Genomic DNA, 22,016 nt, shown 5'->3' with positions numbered 1-22,016 from the left:
CGCGCCCGGGTACCTGCAACCGGCCCCAGCCAGACAGGGTGGGCTCCCAGCGCACAGGGCGCGACTCGGTTGTCGCGGTTGCAAGGGGAGTCGCCGTGGACGCGCGGATTCGGTCCTGCACGCGGTTTATCCCGATAATTTCGCGATGAGCGCCTTCGCTTCGTCCGGATGCCGTTTGCATTCGAGCAGCGCGCTGAGCAACAGTGGGGCCACGATCGTCGCGTCGGACTCGATCACGAACATCGGGGTGTCTTGTGTCAGCTTGTCCCACGTAATTTTCTCGTTGGGCGTCGCCCCGGAATACGATCCGTAGGACGTCGTCGAATCCGAAATTTGGCAGAAGTAGGCCCAGGGTTTGACCGGCTCGGCGAGGTCATACTTGATCGACGGCACCACGCAAATAGGGAAGTCGCCCGCGATACCGCCGCCAATTTGGAAGAAACCAAGCCCCGCGCCGCCGGCCGATGCAGATAGCTCGCGGTACTGGTCGTAAAAGGCCGCCATGTACTCGATTCCCGACTTGACGATGCTGGCGCCGCACTCGCCCAACTTGACGTGGGAAGCGAAAATATTGCCGAAGGTCGAATCCTCGTAGCCGGGGACCACGATGGGGAGTTTCGCCCGGGCGGCGGCCAGGAGCCAACATTCCTCCGGATTTCCCTCGTGCAGATCCGCGCCGACGTTCTGGATCAACTCATAGAAGTACTCGTGCCAAAAGCGCCGCTCGCCGCCTTGGGTCGCGCGCGTCCACATGGGGACGATGAACTTTTCCACGGCGCGAAAGGCCTCGTCCTCCGGGATGCTGGTGTCGGTCACCCGCCGCATCCGGTTCTCGAGGATCTTCGTGTCCTGCTCCTTGGTGAAGTAGCGGTAGTCGGGAAAATCCTTGTAGCTATGGTGCGCTACCAGCCGGAAGAGAGACTCCTCCAGGTTGGCGCCCGTCACCGAGAGGCCGTGAATCAAGCCCTCCCGAATCGCCGGGGCCAAGGTGATGCCGAGCTGGGCGGACGACATGGCGCCGGCCACCGCCCAAAACATCTTGCCGCCCGCTTCAATGTGCCGCCAATACGCCAGCAGCGCATCGCGCGTCGCACGCGAGTTGAAGTTCTTGTAGTTCTTCAGAACGAACTCGAGGATCGGAAGGTTCGGGGCAGTCGTCATGGCAGGTTCCGGGCGCTCTTTAGCACGTGGTCGAAGGATCGCGCAGGGTCAGGGTGGGCCGCGGACAGTAGCACGAGCGGACGGGCGCGGGTCGCTCGGCGCGGGATCGCGCTCGCCGTGCCTTCGCGATAAGCTGGGTGCATGCGCCACCCGCGCCGCGTGCTTTTCTTCGTTGTGACGGCGGCAACACTCGCGTCGATCGGCCCGCTTGCTTGCGGGGAGGACACGGCTTCGCCCGGCACCACCGGTTCGCGCGATGCCTCGCAGGATCGGCGGGTGGTCACGGTCATCCCCGATGCATCGTGCGAGATCGTCGTCGATGCGCCGCCGGAGCTTCCACGCGCGCCCCATCTGGCGGCCGGGGTCGAAGCCTCGTACAACTCGAATCCACCGTCGAGCGGGCTGCACGATCCGGTTTGGGCTGCGTATCGAGAGTTTACGACCCCCGTTCCGCGCCGCAACTACGTGCACGACCTGGAGCACGGCGCCATCGTGTTCGCCTACAACTGCGACAAGTACGCGACGGGCGATGGCGCGGCCGCGTGCTCGGAGATCGTGGAGCTCCTTCGCACGGTCGTGAAGAGCTTACCGGACGATCCGCTCTGTACGAACGAGGGCAAAGGCGTGCGCGTGCGCGCCCTCATCACGCCCGATCCGCTGCTGGACGTGCCGATCGCGGCCGCCGCCTGGGGATGGACGTACCGCGGCGGTTGCCTCGACCGCGCGAGCCTCGAAGACTTTGCGCGGCAGCACTACGGCCAAGGGCCCGAGCCGGTGTGCGGCAACGGCTGGGATCACTTCTGAAGGTCGCCGCCGGACGGCCGACCGGGATCAAGCCTCCGGCGCGTGGCCGTCGAGCGACGACGCCGCGAGATCGACCACCGGCGCGGACTCTGTGCTCCCCTCGCCCGCCTCGCTTTCACCGGGAACGGCGCCGTCGAAGCCGAGCGCAAAGGTGCGATCGTGGCTCGCCAACGCCTCGACGATGCGGCGGCGCACGGCATTTCCGAGCTCGACGGGATCGTCGAACTGCGTGGACGGGATGGGCTCGAGCACCTCGACGGTGAGCTCCGCGGTGGCCGCGAAGGTGGTGCCGTGCTTGGGGATGAGCGCGTGCCCTCCGTGGATGGCGATGGGCACCACCGGCACACCCGTCTCGTGCGCCAGGGTGAAGGCGCCGTGCTTGAAGGGCTTTACGCGGCCGTCGCGCGAGCGCGTCCCCTCGGGGAACATCATGATGCTCATGCCCTCGCGCAGGAACTTGCGGCAGCGCTCGAGCATGATGCGCGTGCTCGTCGCGTCGCCGCGCACGAGCGGGATGTACTTCGAGAGCCACATGTTCCAGCCGAGGATCGGGAGGTTGAAGTTCTCCCGCTTCGAGACCCACTTGAACTGCCGGAACAGCGTAAAGAGCAGCACGATGTCCGCGATGGACGTGTGGTTCGCCGCCATCACGTAGGCCTGATTCGGCGCGATGCGATCGCGGTGGATGGTGCGGACCTTCCAGCCCGGGTAGAAGACCGCGTAGATGCTGGCCCACGCGCACGACCACATATGGTTCACGCGGCGCTGGGGATCGAAGGGCGCGGTCACCACCCAGAGCACGACCGCCACGAGGAGGCAGACCACCGATGTGAGGCCCAGAAACGTCCAGAGAAGCAAGGTTACGATCTTGCGCGCCATGGTCACCCGCCGAGCTCGAGGACGGAACGAGGGGCCCTTCGCGCGAGCTCCTCGAGAGTGGACAGCCCCGACTTCATCGTTCCTGCCGCGATGGCATGCACCATGTTGCACGCTTCGTGGTTGAACGGCGTCGAAATTCCATGCTTGCGGCCGCGTCGCGTGATCTCGCCGTTCAGGAAGTCGACCGGCGGCTCCTGCCCGCGCTCGATGGCCGCCAGCATCGACGAGCGCATGCGGCGGTAGCGCGCGCCCACCGCCAGCAGCATTCCATGCTTGGCGACCAGGCCGGGCGAGCCGCTCATGTGACGCTCCGCGTCCGTGAGGGCAATCCAATCGATGTCGAGGGTGCCCGACACCTTCTCCAAGCGGATCTTCTCGGCGCGCGCGACCTCCACCGCCTCGGTCACCACCTCCAACGCGAGCCTTCGCACGAAGCGGTGCAGCATGAGCGGGCCCAGCGCCTTGCCGCCCAAGGTTCCCAGGGTGGAGATGGCGCAGTTGATGGCGAGCTTGCTCCAGCGCGCCCCCGCGAGGTTCGAGGTGACGGTCACGGGGCCGATGGGCTCGAGGAGGAGCGCGAGCTTGGCCAGACGCTCGTCGTCCTTGCCATCGATGCGCCCCACCGTGAAGCCTCCGGCGGCCGTGCGATCGTACACGCCGGGTTCGACCATGGATCCACCCCACGCGACCACCGCCCCCAGGACCCGCTCCGGCCCCGCAATTTGCGCGACGCGCTCCTCGCAAAGGCCGTTCTGAAGGCACACCATCGCGCCGCCCTCGGCGAGGTGCGACACGACGGATCGCGCCGCCTCCTCCACCTGCGTGGGCTGCACCGCCAGGATGATCCAATCGAACGGCGCCGTATCCGGCCCGAGCGCATCCACCACGCGCCCTTCGACCGCACGGGCACCTTCGACGCCGCGCAGCACGAAGCCGCGCTCCGCGACGGCGCGAGCCACCGCGCGGTTGCGCGAGAAGGCCACGACGTCGACATGTCCTTCCTGCGAAGCGCGGCCGTGCTCCAGCAGCGAGGCCGTGACGATGCCGCCGAGCCCTCCGCACCCGACGACCAGAACCCGTTGCTTTTGGTCCGCTAGTCCGTCCACCGGCCCTTTTTACCTCACAGGTGGGCCGGCGAAAACGTTGCTCTGCGCTAGAGCACCAAACCGAACCCGCGCTCAGGGTCTGTGGGACGGCGAAGGCAAGGACTTGCTCGCGCGAACATGGTCGACGATGGCGGCGTTGAGGGCCGCCTCGGCCTTGGTGCACTTGGCGGCGTCGCTGCCGTCGCACGCCTTGTTCCAGGCGTCGTAGCCGGATTTGATCTTGGGCGCGGCGAGCAGCGCGCTCTTCGTCGACTCCTCCAGGTGCCGCCAGGGGATCGTGGATCGCTTCGGTTTCGGCGCTTTGGACATGGTGATCTCCTCGGCCATGACCGAAGCGCACGATCCGTCCCATCGGAGCACGTCGTAGGAGCCGGTGTCTCCGTTGGCGGCCACCATGACGATGCCATTGGGGTTCGCCTTGCGATGGGCGACGACCAGCACCTCCTCGTCGAACAGGAGCTTCGAGCGACGGGTGCGCCCGCCGCCGGCGTTCCAGCCATCGACGTCGCGGGTCATATAGGCCCGCGTAAACGGAGTGCCCTGTGAGAAGAGCGAGAGCGCCACATCGGGGTACTCACTGCCGCAAAGCCGCTTTGCAAACTCCGCGTCGGGAACGCATGCCTTACGGGATCCCTGGACCGTACAGGTGGTCGGAAGGGGACCCGACTCGCGGGCCGGTTCGGAGGCCGAGCTGACCGACGTGGCGGCATTCGCCGATGTCGCGGATGTGGCGGAGGTCGCGGACGCCGGGACGGCCGCTTCGACGGACGCGTGGGTGCCATCCGACTTGGGCTCCGTGGAGGTGGATGGTGCGGGCGCCTCCACCGCAGGCTCCGTGGTGTTGGCCACGGAAACCGGCGCAGGGCTGGGGCTTCCACCGCAGCCGGCGATCGAGCCAGCCATGATCAGAATACCCATGGATAACGTGTATTTGTGAAACGATTGATGCATAACGAAGTCTCCCCGGCGAGGACCCCGATCCCATTCCGCCCTACCCGGATCCAAGTGGTTGAATGACCCTGGAAGGATCTTCCATTACCTGGAACGAGATAGGCGATGCGAATTGGATGCGGAGAAAGAAGCGTCCATTCGTGTTTACGGTCGCAGATGGATTTTCTTCCGCAGCTAAAGTCCGCGAAAGTGGGAAACCCTGCGCATGCCTCTTCCGGCCCGCAAGATGCACGGATCGTCCTGGTCCGCCGAAAGTTCGGTTTGGACACAAACGAAACAAGGACGATCAACCTATGGGAATGCGTTTTCCCCAATCACATGACTGCGCGCTTACGCCTAGAAACTAGGCGGCGCGCGCCTCGCTCTCTTCGAGGAAATCGATGCACTCGGAGAGGGAATCGCATTGCATCAGACGCTGGCGCATCGAGGCCGCGCCGGGGAGGCCGTGCAGATAGCCCGATAGATGGCGCCGGGTGACGCGGACGCCGTAAGGCTCACCGCGGAAGGCCACATTGGCGCGCAAGTGCTCGCGGCAGAGCGCCAAGCGCTCGCTCACCGTGGGCGGCGGGACATCGCGGCCCGCGAAGCGTCCCGCGATTTCGCGAAAGACCCACGGGTGCTCGATGGACCTTCGCCCCACCATGACGCCGGCGCAGTGGGTCTCCCCCAGCGCGCGCTCCGCATCGTCGGCGCTTCGCACGTCGCCATTCACGATCACCGGAATCGATACGACGCTTTGGGCTTTGGCGGCCCATGTCCAATCGGCGGCCCCCTTGTGCCCCATTTGCGCGGTTCGGCAATGGATGGTGAGCGCGGCCACCCCCGCATCTTCCAACCGGCGCGCCAGATCGACGATGGGCATATCCGACTCGGGCCCGTAGCCAATGCGCGTCTTCACCGTCACCGGCAAGGAGACGCTCTGCACCACCATTTTGGCCATGGCCACCATGGCATCCGGGTTGCGCAGCCAACCCGCGCCGGCGCCCCGCCCGGCGATCTTGGGGACCCAGCAGCCGCAGTTGATGTCGAGGAACAGGGGCTTGGCCGCCTCCGCCACCCGCGCGGCCTCGGCCAGGCGCTCGGGGTTGGAGCCGTAAATTTGAATGGCGGTGGTCCGATCGTCTTCGGCCAAGGAGATTTTTCGGCGCGCGTTGCGGCACCCGCGGAGCAAGCCCTCCACATTGACGAACTCCGTCACCTCGATGGTCGACCCTTGGGCGCGGCACAAACGGCGGAAGACGACGTCGGTCACGTCCTCCATCGGGGCGAGGACGATGGGGCGATTTCGCAGGAGCTCGGAGACGGTTTGGGGCATCGGGCCGGCGCATTCCTAGCGCGGAGTGGGCCGAGACGCTAGCGCGAGCCCTCCAACTGGGCCCGCAAAGCCCGCTCCTCCTCGCCCAAGGCGGAAATGGCGTCGCGGGCGCGCTCGGAGACGCGGCGGAAGGCGCGGGGGCTGGGCGCTTCCTTAAAAAGGTCGTCGAGCTCCAACGGGCGACCGAACACGACGACGACTTTGCGGCCCGTCCGGGTGGCGTTGGAGGCGATCTGCGAGACGATGGCGTTGCCGAGACCATGGACGAAGACGGGGATCACGGTGGCGCGCGCGCGATGGATGATGCGCCCCACCCCGCTCTGGGCGGGCAGCAAGGTGTAGGGATCGTCCGTGCGGTTGCGCGCGCCCTCGGGGTGCAAGCCCACGAAGACACCACCGCGCTGGAGCAAGGACGCGGTCTCGTCGATGCCCGCCAGATTGAGCCCCTGGCGCTTTCGATCGCGAAACACCGGCGGGTACATGGCAAAAAAGCTCATGACGCCGTTCACCACCGGGCCAAACGGGTGATCGTAAAAGAAATTCGAGCGCACGGGGAAAAGAATCCGATGCGGCAGCCCGCGCTTTACGAGGTAGCCGGTCACCACGTAAAGATCGAAGAAGCTGCGGTGGTTCGAGACCAGCACGTAGCTCTTGGCCGGGTCGAAGCGCGGCATGCGCTCGGTGCCGTACACGTGCCGGAGGTTTCGGATGCTAGCTTCGATCCAGTTCGCGCCGATGTGGCGTTGCAACCAACGCAGCGAGCTGTCGAGGTTTCCCGGCTCCAGGCTTTTGCGAATGAAGCGAATCTGGCCGCGTTCGAGCGGGCTCAGGAGACCTTCGCCCTCGCGCAGAAGGTCGAGCGGCTCGGTTCGACGCGAAGCGCCACGAGGTTGCGCGATTTCGTGGGACGGCACGGGGTCTTCCATCATGGGGGGATCTCACTTTACGATCGAGCCAAGTGAACACGTGCGGTTTTCGACTTGCGCGTGTCCGGACTGCGCGTGACTCTGTTGTTATAGGCAGCCCCGTGAGCGACATCGCGAAGATCACCAAGCTACTCCACGACGAATCGCTCGAACGACAGATGGCAGCCGTCATCGTATTGGGGGAGCTCTGCGCCAGCGGCCCCGACGTGATCCACGGTCTGTTGCGGGCGCTCTCCAGCGACGTGCCCACCCTGCAGCGCCACGCCGTCTCCGCGCTGTCGCGCATCGGTGCGCGCGAGCTGGCCGTCTGCGCCAAAGATGCGTTGCTCGCCCCCCACGTGCGCCTGGACGCGCTCACCGCCCTGCGCCTCGTGGTCACCATGTCGAGCAAGGAGCGGGCAGGCTCGGGGGCCAAGCCGGGCGCGCCCTTCGTCGCGTCATCGGGGGCGTCGGGCGAGCACGCGGAGGCCCACGTGACCGAGGCGCTGATCGAGATTGCGTCGGGCACCGATCGCGTCCTCGCGCAAAGCGCGCTGACGACATTGGCGGGGTTGGAGCTCGCGCCCGAGGCCACCGAGAGCCTGGCCGCGCTGGTGGCGCACCCCGAGCTCGATCGCGCGCGCTTCGTCATCGACCAACTAGGGCGCCGCAAAGCGCCGCACGGCACGCGCGTGCTCATCGACGTCGTGCGCACCCTCGATCGGCGCCGCGCGGAGTTTGCGGCGGGCGCGCTCACGGGAAATGACGACGCGGTGGCCCCGCTGGCCGAGGCGCTGCTCGAGACGAAGGACGCCGATCGCGCGTGGTTGATGCGCAACGTGCTGCGGCCCAACGCCAAGAAGGTCCCCGCGCCGCTTCGGGAGAAGCTCCTCGAGCGGGCGATGAGCCGCTTTGGCACCGGGGAGCGCGGCTGGGAGCCGCTGCTCGACATCGTGCGCGACGCCGATCCCGAGGCGGTCGCCGAGGCGCTTCGCGCGCTCGCACGAAAGCTCCAAAAGCAAGATCAGGTGGCCGAAGCGCTCGCCGTGTGGCGGCGCATCTGCGCGAGCGATCGCGCGACGGCCGAGGATCGAAGCGAGCTCGCCGCCTTGGAGGGCGGTGGATCCCGCGCGCGCGGTCTGCGCTTGCGCCGGCGAGCCACCACCCTCGTTGCGCCAGAGCCTCAGGTCGAGCTGGCTGCAAAAGGCCAAGGCCGACGAAGTTCGACACGCACCACGAACGATGGTCGCCCCACGGACCGACGGAAAGTGGCAAGATAGCTCCCCGAGGGTGACGACATCTCCGCCGAGCGATTGACCTCGAAGGCCGTGCGCGGTGCGAGCTGGACCATCGCAACCAGCGTCGGATCGCGTGCGATCGGCTTGGTGGGCACGCTCGCCATCACCTACTTCCTCGTCCCCGAGGTCATCGGCGAGGTGTCCGACGCGTCCGTGCTCATCCTGAGCGCGATGCAGCTCTCCACCATCGGCGTGGGCCAGTACGTCATCGCCAAGCCGACGGCGGGCCGCGATGTCGCGTGGCACGCGACCGTCTTCCACATGACCTTGGGGCTCATCGCCATCGGCATCGTCACGCTCTTTCGCGAGCGCTTCGGCGGCCTCCTCAGCGCCCCAGCCATGGCGCAGTACGTTCCGGGCTTGGCGCTGGCCGCGATCTTCGACCGGGTCGCCTTCATGCCCGAACGCCTGCTCGCGCGCGACATGCGCTTTCGCGTGATCGGCCTCTCGCGCACCGCCGGCGAGGTGACCTACAGCGTGGCCTCGGTGTCGCTCGCCTTCTTGGGCTTGGGCGGCATGGGCTTGGTGCTGGCCAACATCGCGCGCAGCGTTCTTCGGTGCGCGATGCTCTGCATGGCCGTCGATCGCCGCGATTGGCTCACCCCCGCGCCCTTTTCGAAGGACACCACGCGCGCCATGTTGAAGTTCGGGCTCCCCTTCTCGGTGAACGCCTCGGCGGGGTTCGCGGCGAGGCGCTGGGACAACCTGCTGGTGTCGAGCTTCTTCGGGCCCACCATCCTGGGCGAGTACAACCTGGCGTACAACCTGGCCGACATCCCCGCGGTGCAGGTGGGGGAGCAAATCGGCGATGTGCTGCTCCCATCCTTCGCGCACATGTCCTTGGAGCAGCGAAAGCGCGCCCTGGTGCGCTCGACCGCGCTGCTGGCGCTGGTGGTCTTTCCGCTCGCCGTCGGGCTCGGCGCGGTGGCCAACACCGCCATCGCCACCCTGCTTCGTAAGGAGTGGCAAAACGTTGGTCCCATGCTGACCTTGCTGGCCGCGCTCTCGGTGGCGCGCCCCGTGGGCTGGACGATTGGCTCGTATTTGGTCGCGCGCGAGATGACCCGTCCGCTGATGTGGCTCGGCCTCTTTCAGGTCGCGTCGCTCTTGGGTTGCATCGCCCTCATCGGCCGCGCGGGGCCGCTTTGGATCTGCGTGGCGGTCGGTGTGGCGTTCGCGGCCCATGCTCTCGCCAGCATGGTGGTGGTCTCGCGCGCAGACAATGTCACGGTCACGTCGCTGGTCACCTCGTGCGTGGGCCCCCTGCTCGCGTGCGTTCCTTTGGTCGCCGCCGTGCTCGCCGTGCGCTACGGCATGCGCGAGCTCCACATTTCGATCCGCGGGGTCGGCCTGGTGGTGGAGATCCTCGCCGGCGGCATCGGGTACATCGGCGGCGCGCTCCTCTTTGCGCGAAAGACGGCGACCGATTTCGTCGGGCTCCTTCGCACGTCCCTTCGCCGCGGGTGAGCGTGCGCCACCGCGCGCACACAACGGCGGAGGCGTGGCAATTCACCACAGCCAAGCCTGCCCGCCGGGGGTTGGGCGAGGCGGTGCTACACGTGTGTCAGACCGTGGATTCGTAGTGGCGCAGAATTCGCTTATTTGGGCAGCGATAGCTCCTTACGCCGAGCTCGAGAAAGCGAGACCGTTCCGTCATGCTGAGCACGTCCCAAGAGACGCGCGAGCCTGTGATGCGCACCCTGCCCCGAAGCGGCGATGTGCTCGTTGGCAAGTACCGAGTCGAACGGGTGCTTGGCGAAGGCGGGATGTGCGTCGTCTACGCTGCGGAGCACCTTCAGCTCGAAGATTGGGTCGCCATCAAAGTCCTGCGCACGGACTGGGTCGACCGGCCCGACGTGGTCGAGCGGTTTTTGCGGGAGGGGAAGACCGCGACCCGCATCCGCAGCGAGCACGTCGTGCGCACCTTCGACGTGGGCACGCTCGACGATGGCACCCCGTGCCTCGTCATGGAGTACCTGGTTGGAAGCGATCTCGATGCGCTGCTCACGGCCAATGGTCCGCTCCCGGTGCCCGCCGCCGTCGACTATTTGCTGCAGGCCGGCGAGGCCATCGCCGAGGCGCACCAGCTCGGGATCGTTCACCGCGATCTGAAGCCCGCGAACCTCTTTCTCACGCGCAGGGCCGATGGCTCGCCGTGGATCAAGGTGCTCGACTTCGGCATCTCCAAGCTCTCACCGTCCGTGGCCATGCGATCGGGGAAGGATCTCGGGCTCACGGGCCACTCCATCATGGGCTCGCCGCGCTACATGTCGCCCGAGCAGATGCGCGCGTCGGCCTATGTCGATATGCGCGCGGACATTTGGGCGATCGGCGCCATTCTGCACGAGCTCATCTCGGGCCGCCCGCCGTTCGACGCCGACACCATGCCGGAGATCTGCGCGCAGATCCTTCAAACACCGGCCCCGCCGCTCACCTCCATCTGCCCCGACGTACCGCCCGAGCTGGAGGCGGTGGTCCTGCGCTGCTTGGAGAAAAATCCATCGAATCGCTTTGCCAACCTCGGCGAGCTCGCGGCGGCGCTGCGTGAGTTCGGGACCCCGGCGGGGCGGGCCTCGGCCAACCGCATCATGGGGATCTTCCAGACCGCGACCACCACCTACGGTCGCATCTCGGGGCAAACCATCGACGAGGCCCCCGCGTGGGGCTCCACCGATCCCACGTGGAGGCCGGGCCCGCCCCGAAAGCGAAGCCTCGCGCGGATGGTGGGCATCGCCTTTGGCTCGAGCGCCATCGTGGCCTGCGGCGCCATCACGGCTTTGTTTGCCTTGCGGCACGCGCAAGAGCCATCGCGCCCTGCGGTGGCGCCAGCTCCCACGCCGGTCCTGTCGTGGGAAGGCCAGCCCGCGCCGGCGGCGCCTGCGCTGCCCACCAACGAATCCACCGCGAGCGCGAATGGGAGCGCGAGCGCGCCCGCGGCTGCGGCCCCGAGCACACTGGCCCCGAGCCCGGCGACCGCACCCACGCTCGCTCCAGCCGCGCCGGCCGATTCAACGGCGGCGAAGCATTCCAGCACGACCAAGAAGCCCCGTTCGACCCGTCCAAATGGATCGGCGACGGCGACCTCGACGGGGTCATCGGAGTCCATGCCCGCGCCGAGCTCGGCATCGAGCCCCACTCCGGCGCCGGCGGGCTCTGAAACGTTGTTCGAAGAGCGCAAGTAAGAACGTCGCAACAGAACCCGCGTGGAGCACCCATGAAGCGCCACCCCTCCCTTCTCTCTCGTGCCGCTCGCACCGCTCGTGCGCATCGTGCCCTTCGTAGCTTGTTGGGCGCGAGCCTCGTGCTCATGGCCAGCACCGCCTACGCCGGCAGCGATGCGCCGGCGGCGCAAGCGCTGTTCAACGAGGCCAAGAAGCTCATGGCCGAAGGCCGTTGGGCCGAAGCGTGTCCAAAGCTCGAGGAGAGCCAGAAGCTCGATCCCGGCATCGGCACCCAGTTCAACTTGGCCAACTGTTACGAGCGCACCGGGCGCACCGCCAGCGCGTGGGCCGTCTTCCTCAATGTGGCCGGCGAGGCCAAAGCGGCGGGGCAATCCGCCCGCGAAAAGGTCGCGCGCGATCGCGCGGTGGCGCTCGAGCCAAAGCTGTCGAAGCTGATCATCTCGGTGCGCGCCAGCGACGTACCCGTCAAGATCACGCGCGACACGCTCGAGGTGGGGCGAGGCCAGTGGGGCACGCCCATCCCCATCGACGCGGGCGAGCACCGGGTGGTGGCCACCGCGCCCGGAAAGAAGACATGGGAAAAGGTGGTGCGCGTGGCCCCCGACGGCGCCACCGCCACCGTGGAGATCCCGCCGCTTCAAGACGATCCCGCCGCGCTCGCGGCGGCAGCGGCCGCGGCGAGCGAAAACAAGGACAAGAACGAGAGAGAGGCCGCCGAGGATCCGCACCCCGGCCGCACGCAGCGCACCATCGGCATCGTCGTGGGCGCCGCGGGCCTCATCGGCATCGGCGCGGGCACCTACTTCGGGCTGACCTCCCGCTCCAAGCGCGATGACTCGAGCCCGCACTGCAACGCGGACAACCGCTGCGACGACGACGGCTTGGCCCTGCGCGACGACGCGCTCAAGAACGGCACGTACTCGACCCTCGCCTTTGCGATGGGCGGCGCCGCGCTCGTGGGCGGCATCATCTTGTTCGCCACGGCGCCCAAGGCGCGCGCGTCGCAGGCGGGCTGGCACGCGACGCCCATGGTCGGCCAGCGCACGATGGGCCTCCACCTACAGGGGCGCTGGTGAGCGACGGCCATGCGGCGCTCCGTCTTGGCGTTCCTCGGCCTGGTGCTCGGAATCGGCTGCAACATCGTCCTCGGCAATGAACGGGGCGACGCGCTGGGCACCTTGGACAAAGGCGAAGGCGACGATCACGAGACCAGCGCCTGCGCCAAAGGCTTCGCCGACTGCAACGGCGACGCGAGCGACGGCTGCGAGGCGCGCCTCTCCGAGCCCGCGCACTGCGGCGGGTGCACCACGGCGTGCGGCGCCTCCTCGCCCTTGTGCGTGTCGGAGCAAGACGGCCATTTTTCGTGCGCCAGCGGCTGCCCGCGCGAAGCCTCGGGGCTCTGCGGCTACCAGTGCGTCGATCCAAAGACCAACGCCGCGCACTGCGGAGAGTGCGGCCGCATCTGCCCGGGTGCCCAGCACGGCGAGGGCGTCTGCCGCGACGGCGACTGCCGCCTCCAATGCGCCGCCGGCTACCACGCGTGCGCCATGAAGTGCTTCGCCGTGAGCGATCCCACGGCGTGCGGCGACGCCTGCAAGCCCTGCGTCGCCGGCGCGCACAGCACCGCCACCTGCGACAAAGGCGCGTGCGGCATCGCCTGCATCCCCAGCTTCGGCAACTGCGACGGCGACGTGCGCAATGGATGCGAAACGTCGCTGCTGGAGGACGCGAAGCACTGCGGGGGCTGCGGAAAGCCGTGCGCGCCCAGCACCCGCTGCGTCGGCGGCATCTGTTTACCGCTCGGCGCGCGCTCCGCCGAGGAATGAGCCCACGGCATCGATGACATTGGGCGCGATGGTGTGGCCGCCCCGAAACGGGACCCACGTCACATCGATCCCCGCCGCCTTCAACTCGTCGCGAAGCGCCTCGGCGAGAAAGAGCGGCAAGAGCGGATCCTGATCACCATGGCTCTGAAGGACGCGGAGCCCGCGCCGCGACGCGTAATTCGCCCTCCACGCGTGCCGCGCGATGGGCACCGACGAGAGCAGGATCACGCCGGCGAGCGGGACATCGGTATGGAGCGCCGCATCGAGCGCCACCATCGAGCCTTGCGAAAAGCCGCCCAGGAACACCTTCCCATCCCTCGGCGCCGGCAGCGCCTCGGTCCCGATGACGGCGAGGAGCGCCACCACCTTGGCGCGCACGTCCTCCACCCCCTCCGGCACCTCGAAGGTCAGCGCCTCCCCGCGGCCCTGCATCACCTCGAGCTGGTAGCGCAAAATATCGAGGGGCCACCACGCGCGCCCTCCGCCGTACTCGGGCCCGAGCGACATCGGCGCGACGGGGAAGAGGAACCGGGTCCCGGGCGGCGCCGCGATCTCCTCGGCCAATGGAACGAGATCGTCGCCCGGCGCACCAAAACCATGGAGAAGCACGACCAGCGGGCCATCACCTCCCCCGTCGCCGTCGTCTCCGCCGACCCATCGGACGTGAAGTCCTGCTAGCATGCCGTCTTTCATGAAGGCGAGACTGTACTCCGGTCGTGGCGGTCGTGCTGGCATCGCATCCGTGCTCATCGCGCTTTCTTCGTGCGCGCTCGCGGCCTGCGGCGGATCGAGCTCGTCGCCCCCCGCCGCACCCGAGGGCGACAAACACGAGACCGCGGGCGAGCCCGCAGCGCCCGCGACCGCATCGGCCAGCGATCCCACCGATGCCGGCGCCCCGACCTCGGCGACATCGGCGCCGGCTCCTGCGGCGGGGACGGGCACGGGCGACGCGGCAGGCACGGTTTCGTCGGGCTCCGACATGCCGGATGAGTGCAGCAAGTCGGCTTTGCCGTTCGAGGAGAAGGTTCGGCCCCTCTTCAACAAGTGCTACCAGGAGGGCAAAAAGAAGAACCCCGAGCTCTCGGGCACCGTCCGGGTCAGCGTCTCCGTGAACACGGTGGGCAAGGTCACCTCGGTGAAGCCCACCGGCACCTCCGAGCTTGGCGACAGTGTCGTTCAATGCATGGTCAAGGCGGTCCGCGATACCCCGTTCGACGGCGCGGCATGCAAGTCGAAGAGCGTGATCGTCAGCAAGACCTACGGAAATAAATAGCCAGGATCTTTTCTGGCTCGATGGTCCGCGGTACAGCGGATCATGCAGAAAAAATATGTGGCTGAGGCCATCGGAACGTTCGTCCTCGTCTTCGGCGGTTGCGGGACCGCCGTTCTCGACGCGAAGAACGTGGGGGTCCTCGGCGTATCGATCGCGTTCGGCCTCACGCTTCTCACGATGGCGTATGCCATCGGGCCGATCTCCGGATGCCATATCAATCCCGCCGTGACGGTCGGTTTGATCTTCGCCGGCCGAGCCGACAAGAAGGATCTCGCAGGCTATGTCGTGGCCCAGATCCTGGGTGGCATCGCCGCTGCAGCCGTTCTCTTCGCCATCGCGAACGGGCACACCTTCGGATACGACCTCAAAGAGGGCCTCGCCGCCAACGGCTACGGCGAGCACTCGCCCGGCGGCTACGGACTTCTGGCCGGCTTGCTGGCCGAGATCGTGCTCACCGCCCTGCTCCTTTTCGTCGTGCTGGCGACAACCGACAAGCGAGCACCATCCGGTTTCGCCGGCCTTCCGATCGGACTTGCGCTGACATTGATTCACTTGATCGGTATTCCCATCACGAATACCTCCGTGAATCCGGCACGTTCCATCGGCCCCGCGCTGTTCGTTCGCGGTTGGGCGCTCGAACAACTCTGGCTTTTCATCGTCGCCCCGGTCATCGGCGCCATTTTCGGTGCACTGATCTACCGCTTTCTCGAGGACGACGAACCCGTGAGCCACAAATCGGTCGAAGACTAAATGACCAACTGCCGCGCGGATCTAGCGACGATACCACTTCGTGGCAGAAGCGAATGGCTCAAATGAAGTTCTTCTCGGTTCATCAAATGCCATTTCGAAAGGATGACACAAAGTTCACACGGCACACTTGATCCGCGCACTTCGATGAATTCGCGGCCATTCATCGCGATTTTTCCTGTTTGCGCGCAAGCGCTCCCACACCCGAATGGGCATACTGTGGACAGTATTGTGGATAACCTGCGGACTAAAAAAAGCCATTGTTTTGACTTTTTCGTTTGCATCGTTCCTCCATTCATTGGATAAGTGCACCCAGAAGTTCGCGGCACATGAAACCGCGAGCCGCTGTTCGTCGTGACCGTTCCGGGCGCTGCGATGGTTCGTCATCCACCCACCCAACCCCGAGATCCCGCGCAGGACTCGGGCAAGGGTCCGTTCCATCGGGCTACGCATTTACGTTTTGCACGTTCAACATGCGGGTCAAACAGGCGCGGATCCCCCGGCTGATTCTATTTTAATGGGGTTACGGTTTCAGCTGTCATCTTCTGTCATCCCATTATCTTTCAGGCAGGGGGTCGGTCGAGCGCAGTAGGCGAAAACCCAAGAAGAGCGATCTTCCGGGGAGAAATCCCCTCTGCGCGAACACTTACGGATCGGTTCCAAGCATCTTCCCATCGAGGTAGCCCGGCCAGCTTGGTCGTATCTCATTTGGGGGGTGCTCGCGGATTCTCCGCCGGGGGGAACGTGCCTTAGCGACACGTCCTCCGTCCGGGATCCGCGGCCCATGCCGCTGCGGGAAGCACGCCAATACCCATTGCCGCACATGGTATTTGCGTCATGGCCCGCAGCCTCGCGATGGCCTTGGGAAACGTCCTTCGAACCTTTGAGGCACTTCGAAGGCGACAGGCCCTCGCACCAAGAGCATGGTTCTCATCCCACGTCTCGGGGCCTCCCCCGGGCCGGAGAGGAGCAGCGGCTCAATCGGTCGTGCCCGTGCGTCGCATCGTGTTGCAGAACTCGGAGGCAAGGGAGCTCCCCACCCCAAGGGGCCATCTCCATCCCCTCCGAGGGAAGGCATCTCGGATCGCACGCGCGGAGCCTTTCACGAGGCTCCATGCCAAACGATCTTGGTCCTCGGAAGAAGGCGACCCTCGATCCTTCGTGGGACGCTGACAAGCCACGCCGTTTCTCCTTCTTGTGGGCTTGCGGGCTTGCAGACGGGAAAACGCGTGCCCGAAGGGCGACGGGATGCCCTCGTGCGAAGTCGCAAACCGAACGAGCCTGGCGAACAACCAGGCTCGTTTCGAGGCGACCCGCCGAGGCGGGAAAACGGCGCCGTGAAGCGCCGTCCCTTCGCATCGCAACGGAGCATCCATCGCACCAGGTCGCGCGTCGCTCGTTTGCGCCGCCCGCGATTTGGCCACGGATGCGCCGAAAAGCGATTCGAAAACCGAGAGCACGGGTGCTGGTCCGCAGGTGGTACGTTCCGAATGGCCCGAACGACCCCATGAGCATCACTTGGCACGCTCCTGGGGTCGTTTGCGACCACCGCGCCCATGCATCGCTACCGGCGCGAGGTCGCTCATTCTGATCCGCAAATGTTCCGTTGCACGTTCTCCACGCCCATGGCGTCCCCCCGGAAAACGTGGCGAGGTGCAACGAGCTTCCCCGAGAACCTCGGCCGGCGGCGTGCGGATGACGAACGAACGATCCTTCCCGCAACTGTCATGTCACGCATGTCACGAGAGAGCCGCGCGCATCGGCCGCTCGCGAATCCGAAACTTCCTCGAAGGCGACCTGGGTAACCAGGTCGCCTTCCCGTCTTTCCATTGTGCACGATTCCGCAGCTCGATGCGTCAATCGGCCGAGTCGCCCCCCCGTGGAAACATCACGAAAAGAGGGCCTTTGCGCTAAAGTGCGTGCGTGGACATCAACACGCTCACCAGCCTTTATCGCAAACACATCGATCAGCTGACCGCGCTCTACGCCGACGCGCTGACCGCAGCAGGCTTCGACGGGCTCGTCATCCACTCCGGATCGCTCCAGCTCAGGAGCCTCGTCGACGATCAATATTGGCCGCTTCGCCCCACGCCTTACTTTCAGCATTGGGTTCCCGTGTGCCAGCCCGACTGCGCCATCGTCTATGTCGTCGGAAAGGCGCCGACCTTCGTCTGGACGCGCGCCACGAGCATGTGGGAGCTCGCGCCACAACCCGAGACCGATCACTTTACGCACGGCATCGCCATCGTGGAGCCGCAGGGCGAGGGCGGCGTCAAAGCGCTGCTGCCGACCGCCGGCAAGATTGCCTTCCTCGGCGACAACCAGGCCATCGCGGCCGCGTGGGGCTTCGACGGTGATCGCATCAACCCCAAAGAGCTCATCGCGGCGCTCGATCCCCTGCGCACGCGCAAGACGGACTACGAGATCGCGTGCATCGCCGAGGCCAATCGACGCGCGGCGGTCGGGCATCGCGCCGTGTTCAAGGCGTTCTCCAGCTCGGACCGATCCGAGCTCGATCTGCACCTTCTTTACCTCGCGGCCACCGGTCAGGACGATCCGGAGACGCCGTACAAGAACATCGTGGCGCTCGGGCCGCACGCGGCCGTGTTGCACCATATCGCGTACGACAAGTGGGCGCGCTCGCGCAACCTCGAGTCCCTGCTCCTCGACGCCGGCGCCAGCTACCAGGGCTACACCTCGGACATCACGCGCACGTGGGTGAAGGGCCATGGCGCCACCACATCGGCGTACCGAGGGCTCATCGACGGGGTCGAGAAGATGCAGCAGCGTCTCTGCGCGGGCATCCAACTGGGCACCGGCTACGAGGCGCTGCACGACGAATCGCACCGCCAGGTGGCGGGCATTCTGCGCACCGTGGGCCTCGGCCGCGGCAGCATCGACGAGCTGGTGGACACGGGCATCACGCGCGCGTTCTATCCGCATGGCCTCGGGCACTCGCTTGGCCTGCAGGTTCACGACGTGGGCTGCGCGACGGTTCGTCCCAAGCCGGAGAACCCGTTCTTGCGCAACACCTCCACCATCGAGGGGCGGCAGGTGTTCACGGTGGAGCCAGGGATTTACTTCATCTCCGCCATCCTCGAGCCGCTACGCCAGGGGCCGCACGCCGGCCTGATCGATTTCCGACTGGTCGACGAGCTCGCCCCGCTGGGCGGGGTGCGCATCGAGGATGACGTCGCCGTTCTGGAGAACGCAGAGCCCAAGAAAGCCCCTGTGCGCAATCTCACACGGGAACACCTTCCGCTCGGGGGGGGTTACGCGGAAGCCTTGGGGTGACGTTTTCCAGAAACGCGCCGATCGTCACCAATACGCAATGCGGTCGCGGCCTGCGCTCTTTGCGCGATAGAGGGCCGCGTCCGCGCGGCTCACCAATTCGGCGTGGCCATAGCCTTCACCCGAGAGGGCGGCGGCGATGCCCGCGCTGAAGGTGATGGTGCGCGTACTGCCATCGCGAAAAACGTACGGGCGTGCGCGAAGCTTTTTCTGCAACCGCTCCGCCACATCGGCCGCACGCTGTGCGTCGCACGCTCGGAGGAGGAGCACGAACTCCTCGCCTCCATAGCGAAAGGCAACGTCCTCGCCGCGAAGGACCGAACGCACAGCACCCGCAAATTGGGTGAGCACATGGTCGCCTGTTTCGTGGCCATAGGTGTCGTTGATCGATTTGAAGTGATCGAGATCCATCATCACGATGGCAAAAGGCTGATCGTGCCGTTTCGAATAGGCCGAAGCCTCTCGAATGCGTGATTCGAAGTGCCGGCGATTGAACAGTCCGGTGAGCGGATCGATCATCGCGTGAAGCTCGGCAAACCGAAGGTCGTACCGGAGTCTGCGTTCGGCGCGCGAGCGCTCGCACGCTGCGCGCACTTTGGCCGTGAGCACCGCCGTGGAGATGGGCTTCATGATGTAGTCGATCGCCCCGTATTCCACGCCGCGCACGATATCGTCCTCTTCCGTGGCGCTGGCCGTGACGAGGATGATCGGAATATTGGCAGCCGCAGGGATCCGCTTGATATGGCGGATGACCTCGAACCCCGTGAGGCCCGGCATCATGACATCGAGAACGATGGCATCGATGAGCTCCGGCCTCTCCAGAACGTGTTCCACCGCTTCGCGGCCATTGGAGGCCTCGAAGGTCTGTATGCCGCTTCGTGCGAGCGCACGAACGACAAGCCAACGCGCAGCCTCGTCATCATCGACGACGAGCACGGCGCCGATGGGAGGAACGGAAAGCTGAACACGCTTTTGATTTACGTCGTCGTTCGAGAGGATGCGCTCGGCGTCCGCTCGTTGAATGGATGAAAGCATAGGTGGAAATACCGCCGGATTTCCCCCCCCCGACTTGGTCGTTTCCCTCTGCAAACCCTATGCGAGTTCACCCTAACCGGTAATTGCCACAACAGACCGGGCTCGACCGAACGAAAATACGCGCTCTCGAGCCACTGCAGCGCTATGTGGGTATTGCGCGACCTTACCTCACTTATACCCACCGTGGCAAAATGTGAAATCCCCCTCGTCCTCCGTGGCAAAAATGGCCGCGAACCGGCTTTTCCGTCAGCATTGTCAGCGCAAAGTTGCCGAAAGCCACGCACGGGTCGCGGCCTCGATTTGCGCGTCATCGCGATGCAGATCGACGGGCGAGCTGGACCCCACGATCGACTCGAGAGCTCGCTCGGCATAGCCGCGTACGAGCGGTATCGGGTGCACCATCTGCTGCGCAATGCGGGCGGCCGCGCTGCGATTGCGCGCCTCGCCGAGGAGCTGCATGGCCACTGCCTGCTCATGCGGTTTGCCCGACTCCAATGTCGCGAGCAGCGCATTCTGGGTCCAATCGGGATAAAGGGCGCGCAGTCGGCTCTCGTCGTAGCGCTTTCCAAAGAGCCGCTGCATGTCCGAGAGCACCGCGCCAACGCTCTTGTCCGTGTGACAGAGCGCGCACTCGAGGGGACGATCGCGTTCGACTTTGACGGGGTCCGTCGGAGATCCAATTCGGTGGTAACGCGTGAGCGCTCCATCGAGCGATAGGTTCTTCCGGGGCATATGACATCCCATGCATCGTCCACCGGCACCGTCAGGATCGTGACGCGTATGCGCGTGCACGCTCTCACGGGTGCGAAGCGTCGTGTGGCACGATGTACACATCGCGTTGCCGTCGGCCGTCGCATCGAGGTGGCGCGTGCGGCCGCCGCTCTCGCGTGCATGCGGATCGTGGCAAGGGACGCAGGATGCTTGGCAGCGCCCAAGGAGCATATCGCGCGCTTCGCCACTGTTGATGTTGCTTCCGCCTTGGGAGCGCGATCGGCTGCCGCCTTCCCAGGTGCGGGGGTAGCCGGAGAAGAGGACTTGATGGCAGCGCGCGCAGGTGCGGTTGATTCGCTCCCCGCGTTGCTTTTCGGAATCGCGGGCGGTGGCGACGTGTTCGGGGTTGCGGGGCGCGGCGGCGTGTTCGGGGTTGCGGGGCGTGGCCACGCGGAGGAAGGGGGCGCGCGGCTCGAAGCTGGGGTGCACGCGCGGATCGGCGACGTGCTCCTTCGAGCCGCCGTGGCAGGACTCGCAACCCACGCCAACCTCGATCAGGTGACGCTCGCCGAAATGTTCGCGGGTCGCGGCGACGGCGCGGGCCGCGGCTTTTTCCGGCGGCTCGTCGCTCTCGGCGCTCGGGTCGTGCGGCGGGCGCGGGGCCTGGGCCGGGCGCGGATCCTGAGGCGAGCGCGGATCGTACGCGTGGCCGGTTCGGTAGCCGTGGAGGAAGTCGATCTCGCTCCCGAGCGCGCGGCGAAAGGCGTCGTCGTCGGTGATCGCAAAGGACCACCGCTTTTCGGGGGGCAGCAGGGGGTCGACGACCTCGCCTTGGTAGCCGCGGGCCCCCGGACCGGCGAGCGCACCGAGGATGCTCGTGAGGTACGGTGCGGTGTTGTGGCACAAGATGCAGGTCCGTTGCCACACGGGGCCGGCGCGCAAACCATCGCGCTCGGGGAGCATCACGGAATACCCCTTGTAGCGAAGCGTTTTCTGCTTGAACACGTACGACACGGGGAGCACGACCTCTTCGCCCGTCGAGGGAGAGCCTTGCGCGTTCACCTCGACCCCCGCGAAGTCCTCGCGGTAGTGGCCGCCGATCACCTTGGTCACGCGGTACGTCTTGTTGCCGTAGCGCGCGGAGGTGATGGTCATCCGCCGTTCGCCTTGCGCCTGGTCGAGCCGCGCGGAGTCCTCTTTGAAGCGGAAGACGGTTCCGTCGAAGGGCGCGAGCACACGCGCGCCTTGGATGGGGCGGGTCATCTGGTGCATGGCCGAGCCTTGCCACGCCGCATAAATGTCGGCATGGCACGGCTCGCACGCGGCGCTGCCCGCGTAGTCGTCGCGCGTGATGTTGCTGCGGATGCCCTCGGGGACGGAGGTCGCGGGGTGCGCCGTGCGGCCGGAGGCGGCGCCGCGCGGTTGGCAGGTGGTCGCGCCAAGGAGGCCGGAGGCGGAAACGGCAAGCAGGACAGCGAGGGACGGCTCGCGCAGATGCATTGTCAGGCAGCGTAGATCTTTTTTCGCGGACG

Annotated in this window: 18 protein-coding genes; 9 read left to right on the top strand and 9 right to left on the bottom strand. The window is 66.3% G+C overall.

Going from position 1 to position 22,016, the window contains the following annotated elements; genetic code table 11:
• Window positions 1-126 precede the first annotated feature (126 nt).
• Entirely contained in the window at window positions 127-1,161 is a 1,035-nt protein-coding gene (locus tag LZC94_04575; GenBank protein WXB16555.1) for a deoxyhypusine synthase family protein, read from the bottom strand.
• A 159-nt stretch (window positions 1,162-1,320) separates the two neighbouring features.
• Here LZC94_04575 and LZC94_04570 point away from each other — a divergent pair, with 159 nt between their 5' ends.
• Window positions 1,321-1,965: a DUF3105 domain-containing protein gene (locus LZC94_04570; protein ID WXB16554.1), complete on the top strand. Its 645-nt coding sequence runs from the start codon at window positions 1,321-1,323 to the stop codon at window positions 1,963-1,965.
• Between the two features lie 27 nt (window positions 1,966-1,992).
• Here the strand turns inward: LZC94_04570 and LZC94_04565 are convergent, their stop codons facing one another.
• The 5 genes from LZC94_04565 to LZC94_04545 all read right to left on the bottom strand — a co-directional run bounded on the left by LZC94_04565 (window position 1,993) and on the right by LZC94_04545 (window position 7,145).
• Entirely contained in the window at window positions 1,993-2,844 is an 852-nt protein-coding gene (locus LZC94_04565) for a 1-acyl-sn-glycerol-3-phosphate acyltransferase (GenBank protein WXB16553.1), read from the bottom strand.
• 2 nt (window positions 2,845-2,846) lie between these two features.
• On the bottom strand, window positions 2,847-3,950 hold the full coding sequence (locus tag LZC94_04560) for a 2-dehydropantoate 2-reductase (protein ID WXB16552.1): 1,104 nt from the start codon (window positions 3,948-3,950) through the stop codon (window positions 2,847-2,849).
• A gap of 72 nt (window positions 3,951-4,022) precedes the next feature.
• Window positions 4,023-4,853 carry a hypothetical protein gene (locus LZC94_04555; GenBank protein ID WXB16551.1) on the bottom strand — a complete coding sequence of 277 codons (831 nt, stop codon included), beginning with the start codon at window positions 4,851-4,853 and terminating at the stop codon, window positions 4,023-4,025.
• Window positions 4,854-5,244: 391 nt separating this feature from the next.
• Window positions 5,245-6,216 (bottom strand): tRNA-dihydrouridine synthase, encoded by a 972-nt coding sequence (locus tag LZC94_04550; GenBank protein ID WXB16550.1) that lies wholly within the window; start codon window positions 6,214-6,216, stop codon window positions 5,245-5,247.
• A gap of 38 nt (window positions 6,217-6,254) precedes the next feature.
• A complete protein-coding gene (locus LZC94_04545) occupies window positions 6,255-7,145 on the bottom strand; it encodes a 1-acyl-sn-glycerol-3-phosphate acyltransferase (GenBank protein WXB16549.1) in 891 nt (296 codons plus the stop codon).
• Between the two features lie 98 nt (window positions 7,146-7,243).
• Here LZC94_04545 and LZC94_04540 point away from each other — a divergent pair, with 98 nt between their 5' ends.
• The 5 genes from LZC94_04540 to LZC94_04520 all read left to right on the top strand — a co-directional run bounded on the left by LZC94_04540 (window position 7,244) and on the right by LZC94_04520 (window position 13,427).
• Window positions 7,244-8,401, top strand: coding sequence for a hypothetical protein (locus tag LZC94_04540; protein ID WXB16548.1), 1,158 nt, complete (start codon window positions 7,244-7,246; stop codon window positions 8,399-8,401).
• A 33-nt stretch (window positions 8,402-8,434) separates the two neighbouring features.
• Complete coding sequence (locus LZC94_04535) at window positions 8,435-9,886, top strand: oligosaccharide flippase family protein (GenBank protein WXB16547.1); 1,452 nt, start codon at window positions 8,435-8,437, stop codon at window positions 9,884-9,886.
• Between the two features lie 188 nt (window positions 9,887-10,074).
• Window positions 10,075-11,601 carry a serine/threonine protein kinase gene (locus tag LZC94_04530; protein WXB16546.1) on the top strand — a complete coding sequence of 509 codons (1,527 nt, stop codon included), beginning with the start codon at window positions 10,075-10,077 and terminating at the stop codon, window positions 11,599-11,601.
• 125 nt (window positions 11,602-11,726) lie between these two features.
• Window positions 11,727-12,677, top strand: coding sequence for a hypothetical protein (locus tag LZC94_04525; GenBank protein ID WXB16545.1), 951 nt, complete (start codon window positions 11,727-11,729; stop codon window positions 12,675-12,677).
• Between the two features lie 9 nt (window positions 12,678-12,686).
• Window positions 12,687-13,427: a hypothetical protein gene (locus tag LZC94_04520; protein WXB16544.1), complete on the top strand. Its 741-nt coding sequence runs from the start codon at window positions 12,687-12,689 to the stop codon at window positions 13,425-13,427.
• Here the strand turns inward: LZC94_04520 and LZC94_04515 are convergent.
• Window positions 13,395-14,120 carry a phospholipase gene (locus LZC94_04515; GenBank protein ID WXB16543.1) on the bottom strand — a complete coding sequence of 242 codons (726 nt, stop codon included), beginning with the start codon at window positions 14,118-14,120 and terminating at the stop codon, window positions 13,395-13,397. The two genes, LZC94_04520 and LZC94_04515, sit on opposite strands and share 33 nt — an antisense overlap.
• Here LZC94_04515 and LZC94_04510 point away from each other — a divergent pair.
• The 3 genes from LZC94_04510 to pepQ all read left to right on the top strand — a co-directional run bounded on the left by LZC94_04510 (window position 14,119) and on the right by pepQ (window position 18,741).
• Complete coding sequence (locus LZC94_04510; GenBank protein WXB16542.1) at window positions 14,119-14,700, top strand: AgmX/PglI C-terminal domain-containing protein; 582 nt, start codon at window positions 14,119-14,121, stop codon at window positions 14,698-14,700. The genes LZC94_04515 and LZC94_04510 overlap by 2 nt on opposite strands.
• Before the next feature lie 42 nt (window positions 14,701-14,742).
• Entirely contained in the window at window positions 14,743-15,450 is a 708-nt protein-coding gene (aqpZ, locus tag LZC94_04505) for an aquaporin Z (protein ID WXB16541.1), read from the top strand.
• Between the two features lie 1,920 nt (window positions 15,451-17,370).
• On the top strand, window positions 17,371-18,741 hold the full coding sequence (gene pepQ, locus LZC94_04500) for a Xaa-Pro dipeptidase (protein ID WXB16540.1): 1,371 nt from the start codon (window positions 17,371-17,373) through the stop codon (window positions 18,739-18,741).
• Between the two features lie 24 nt (window positions 18,742-18,765).
• Here the strand turns inward: pepQ and LZC94_04495 are convergent, their stop codons facing one another.
• Both LZC94_04495 and LZC94_04490 read right to left on the bottom strand, forming a co-directional pair.
• Window positions 18,766-19,773: a diguanylate cyclase gene (locus LZC94_04495; protein ID WXB16539.1), complete on the bottom strand. Its 1,008-nt coding sequence runs from the start codon at window positions 19,771-19,773 to the stop codon at window positions 18,766-18,768.
• Between the two features lie 255 nt (window positions 19,774-20,028).
• Window positions 20,029-21,984, bottom strand: a complete 1,956-nt coding sequence (locus tag LZC94_04490) for a cytochrome c3 family protein (GenBank protein WXB16538.1) — start codon at window positions 21,982-21,984, stop codon at window positions 20,029-20,031.
• Between the last annotated feature and the right edge of the window lie 32 nt (window positions 21,985-22,016).

The sequence above is a fragment of the Sorangiineae bacterium MSr11954 genome (assembly GCA_037157815.1).
Taxonomy (GTDB): domain Bacteria; phylum Myxococcota_A; class Polyangia; order Polyangiales; family Polyangiaceae; genus Pendulispora; species Pendulispora albinea.
Note: the sequence above shows the minus strand (reverse complement) of the source record. Positions and strands in the feature narration are given on the sequence as shown.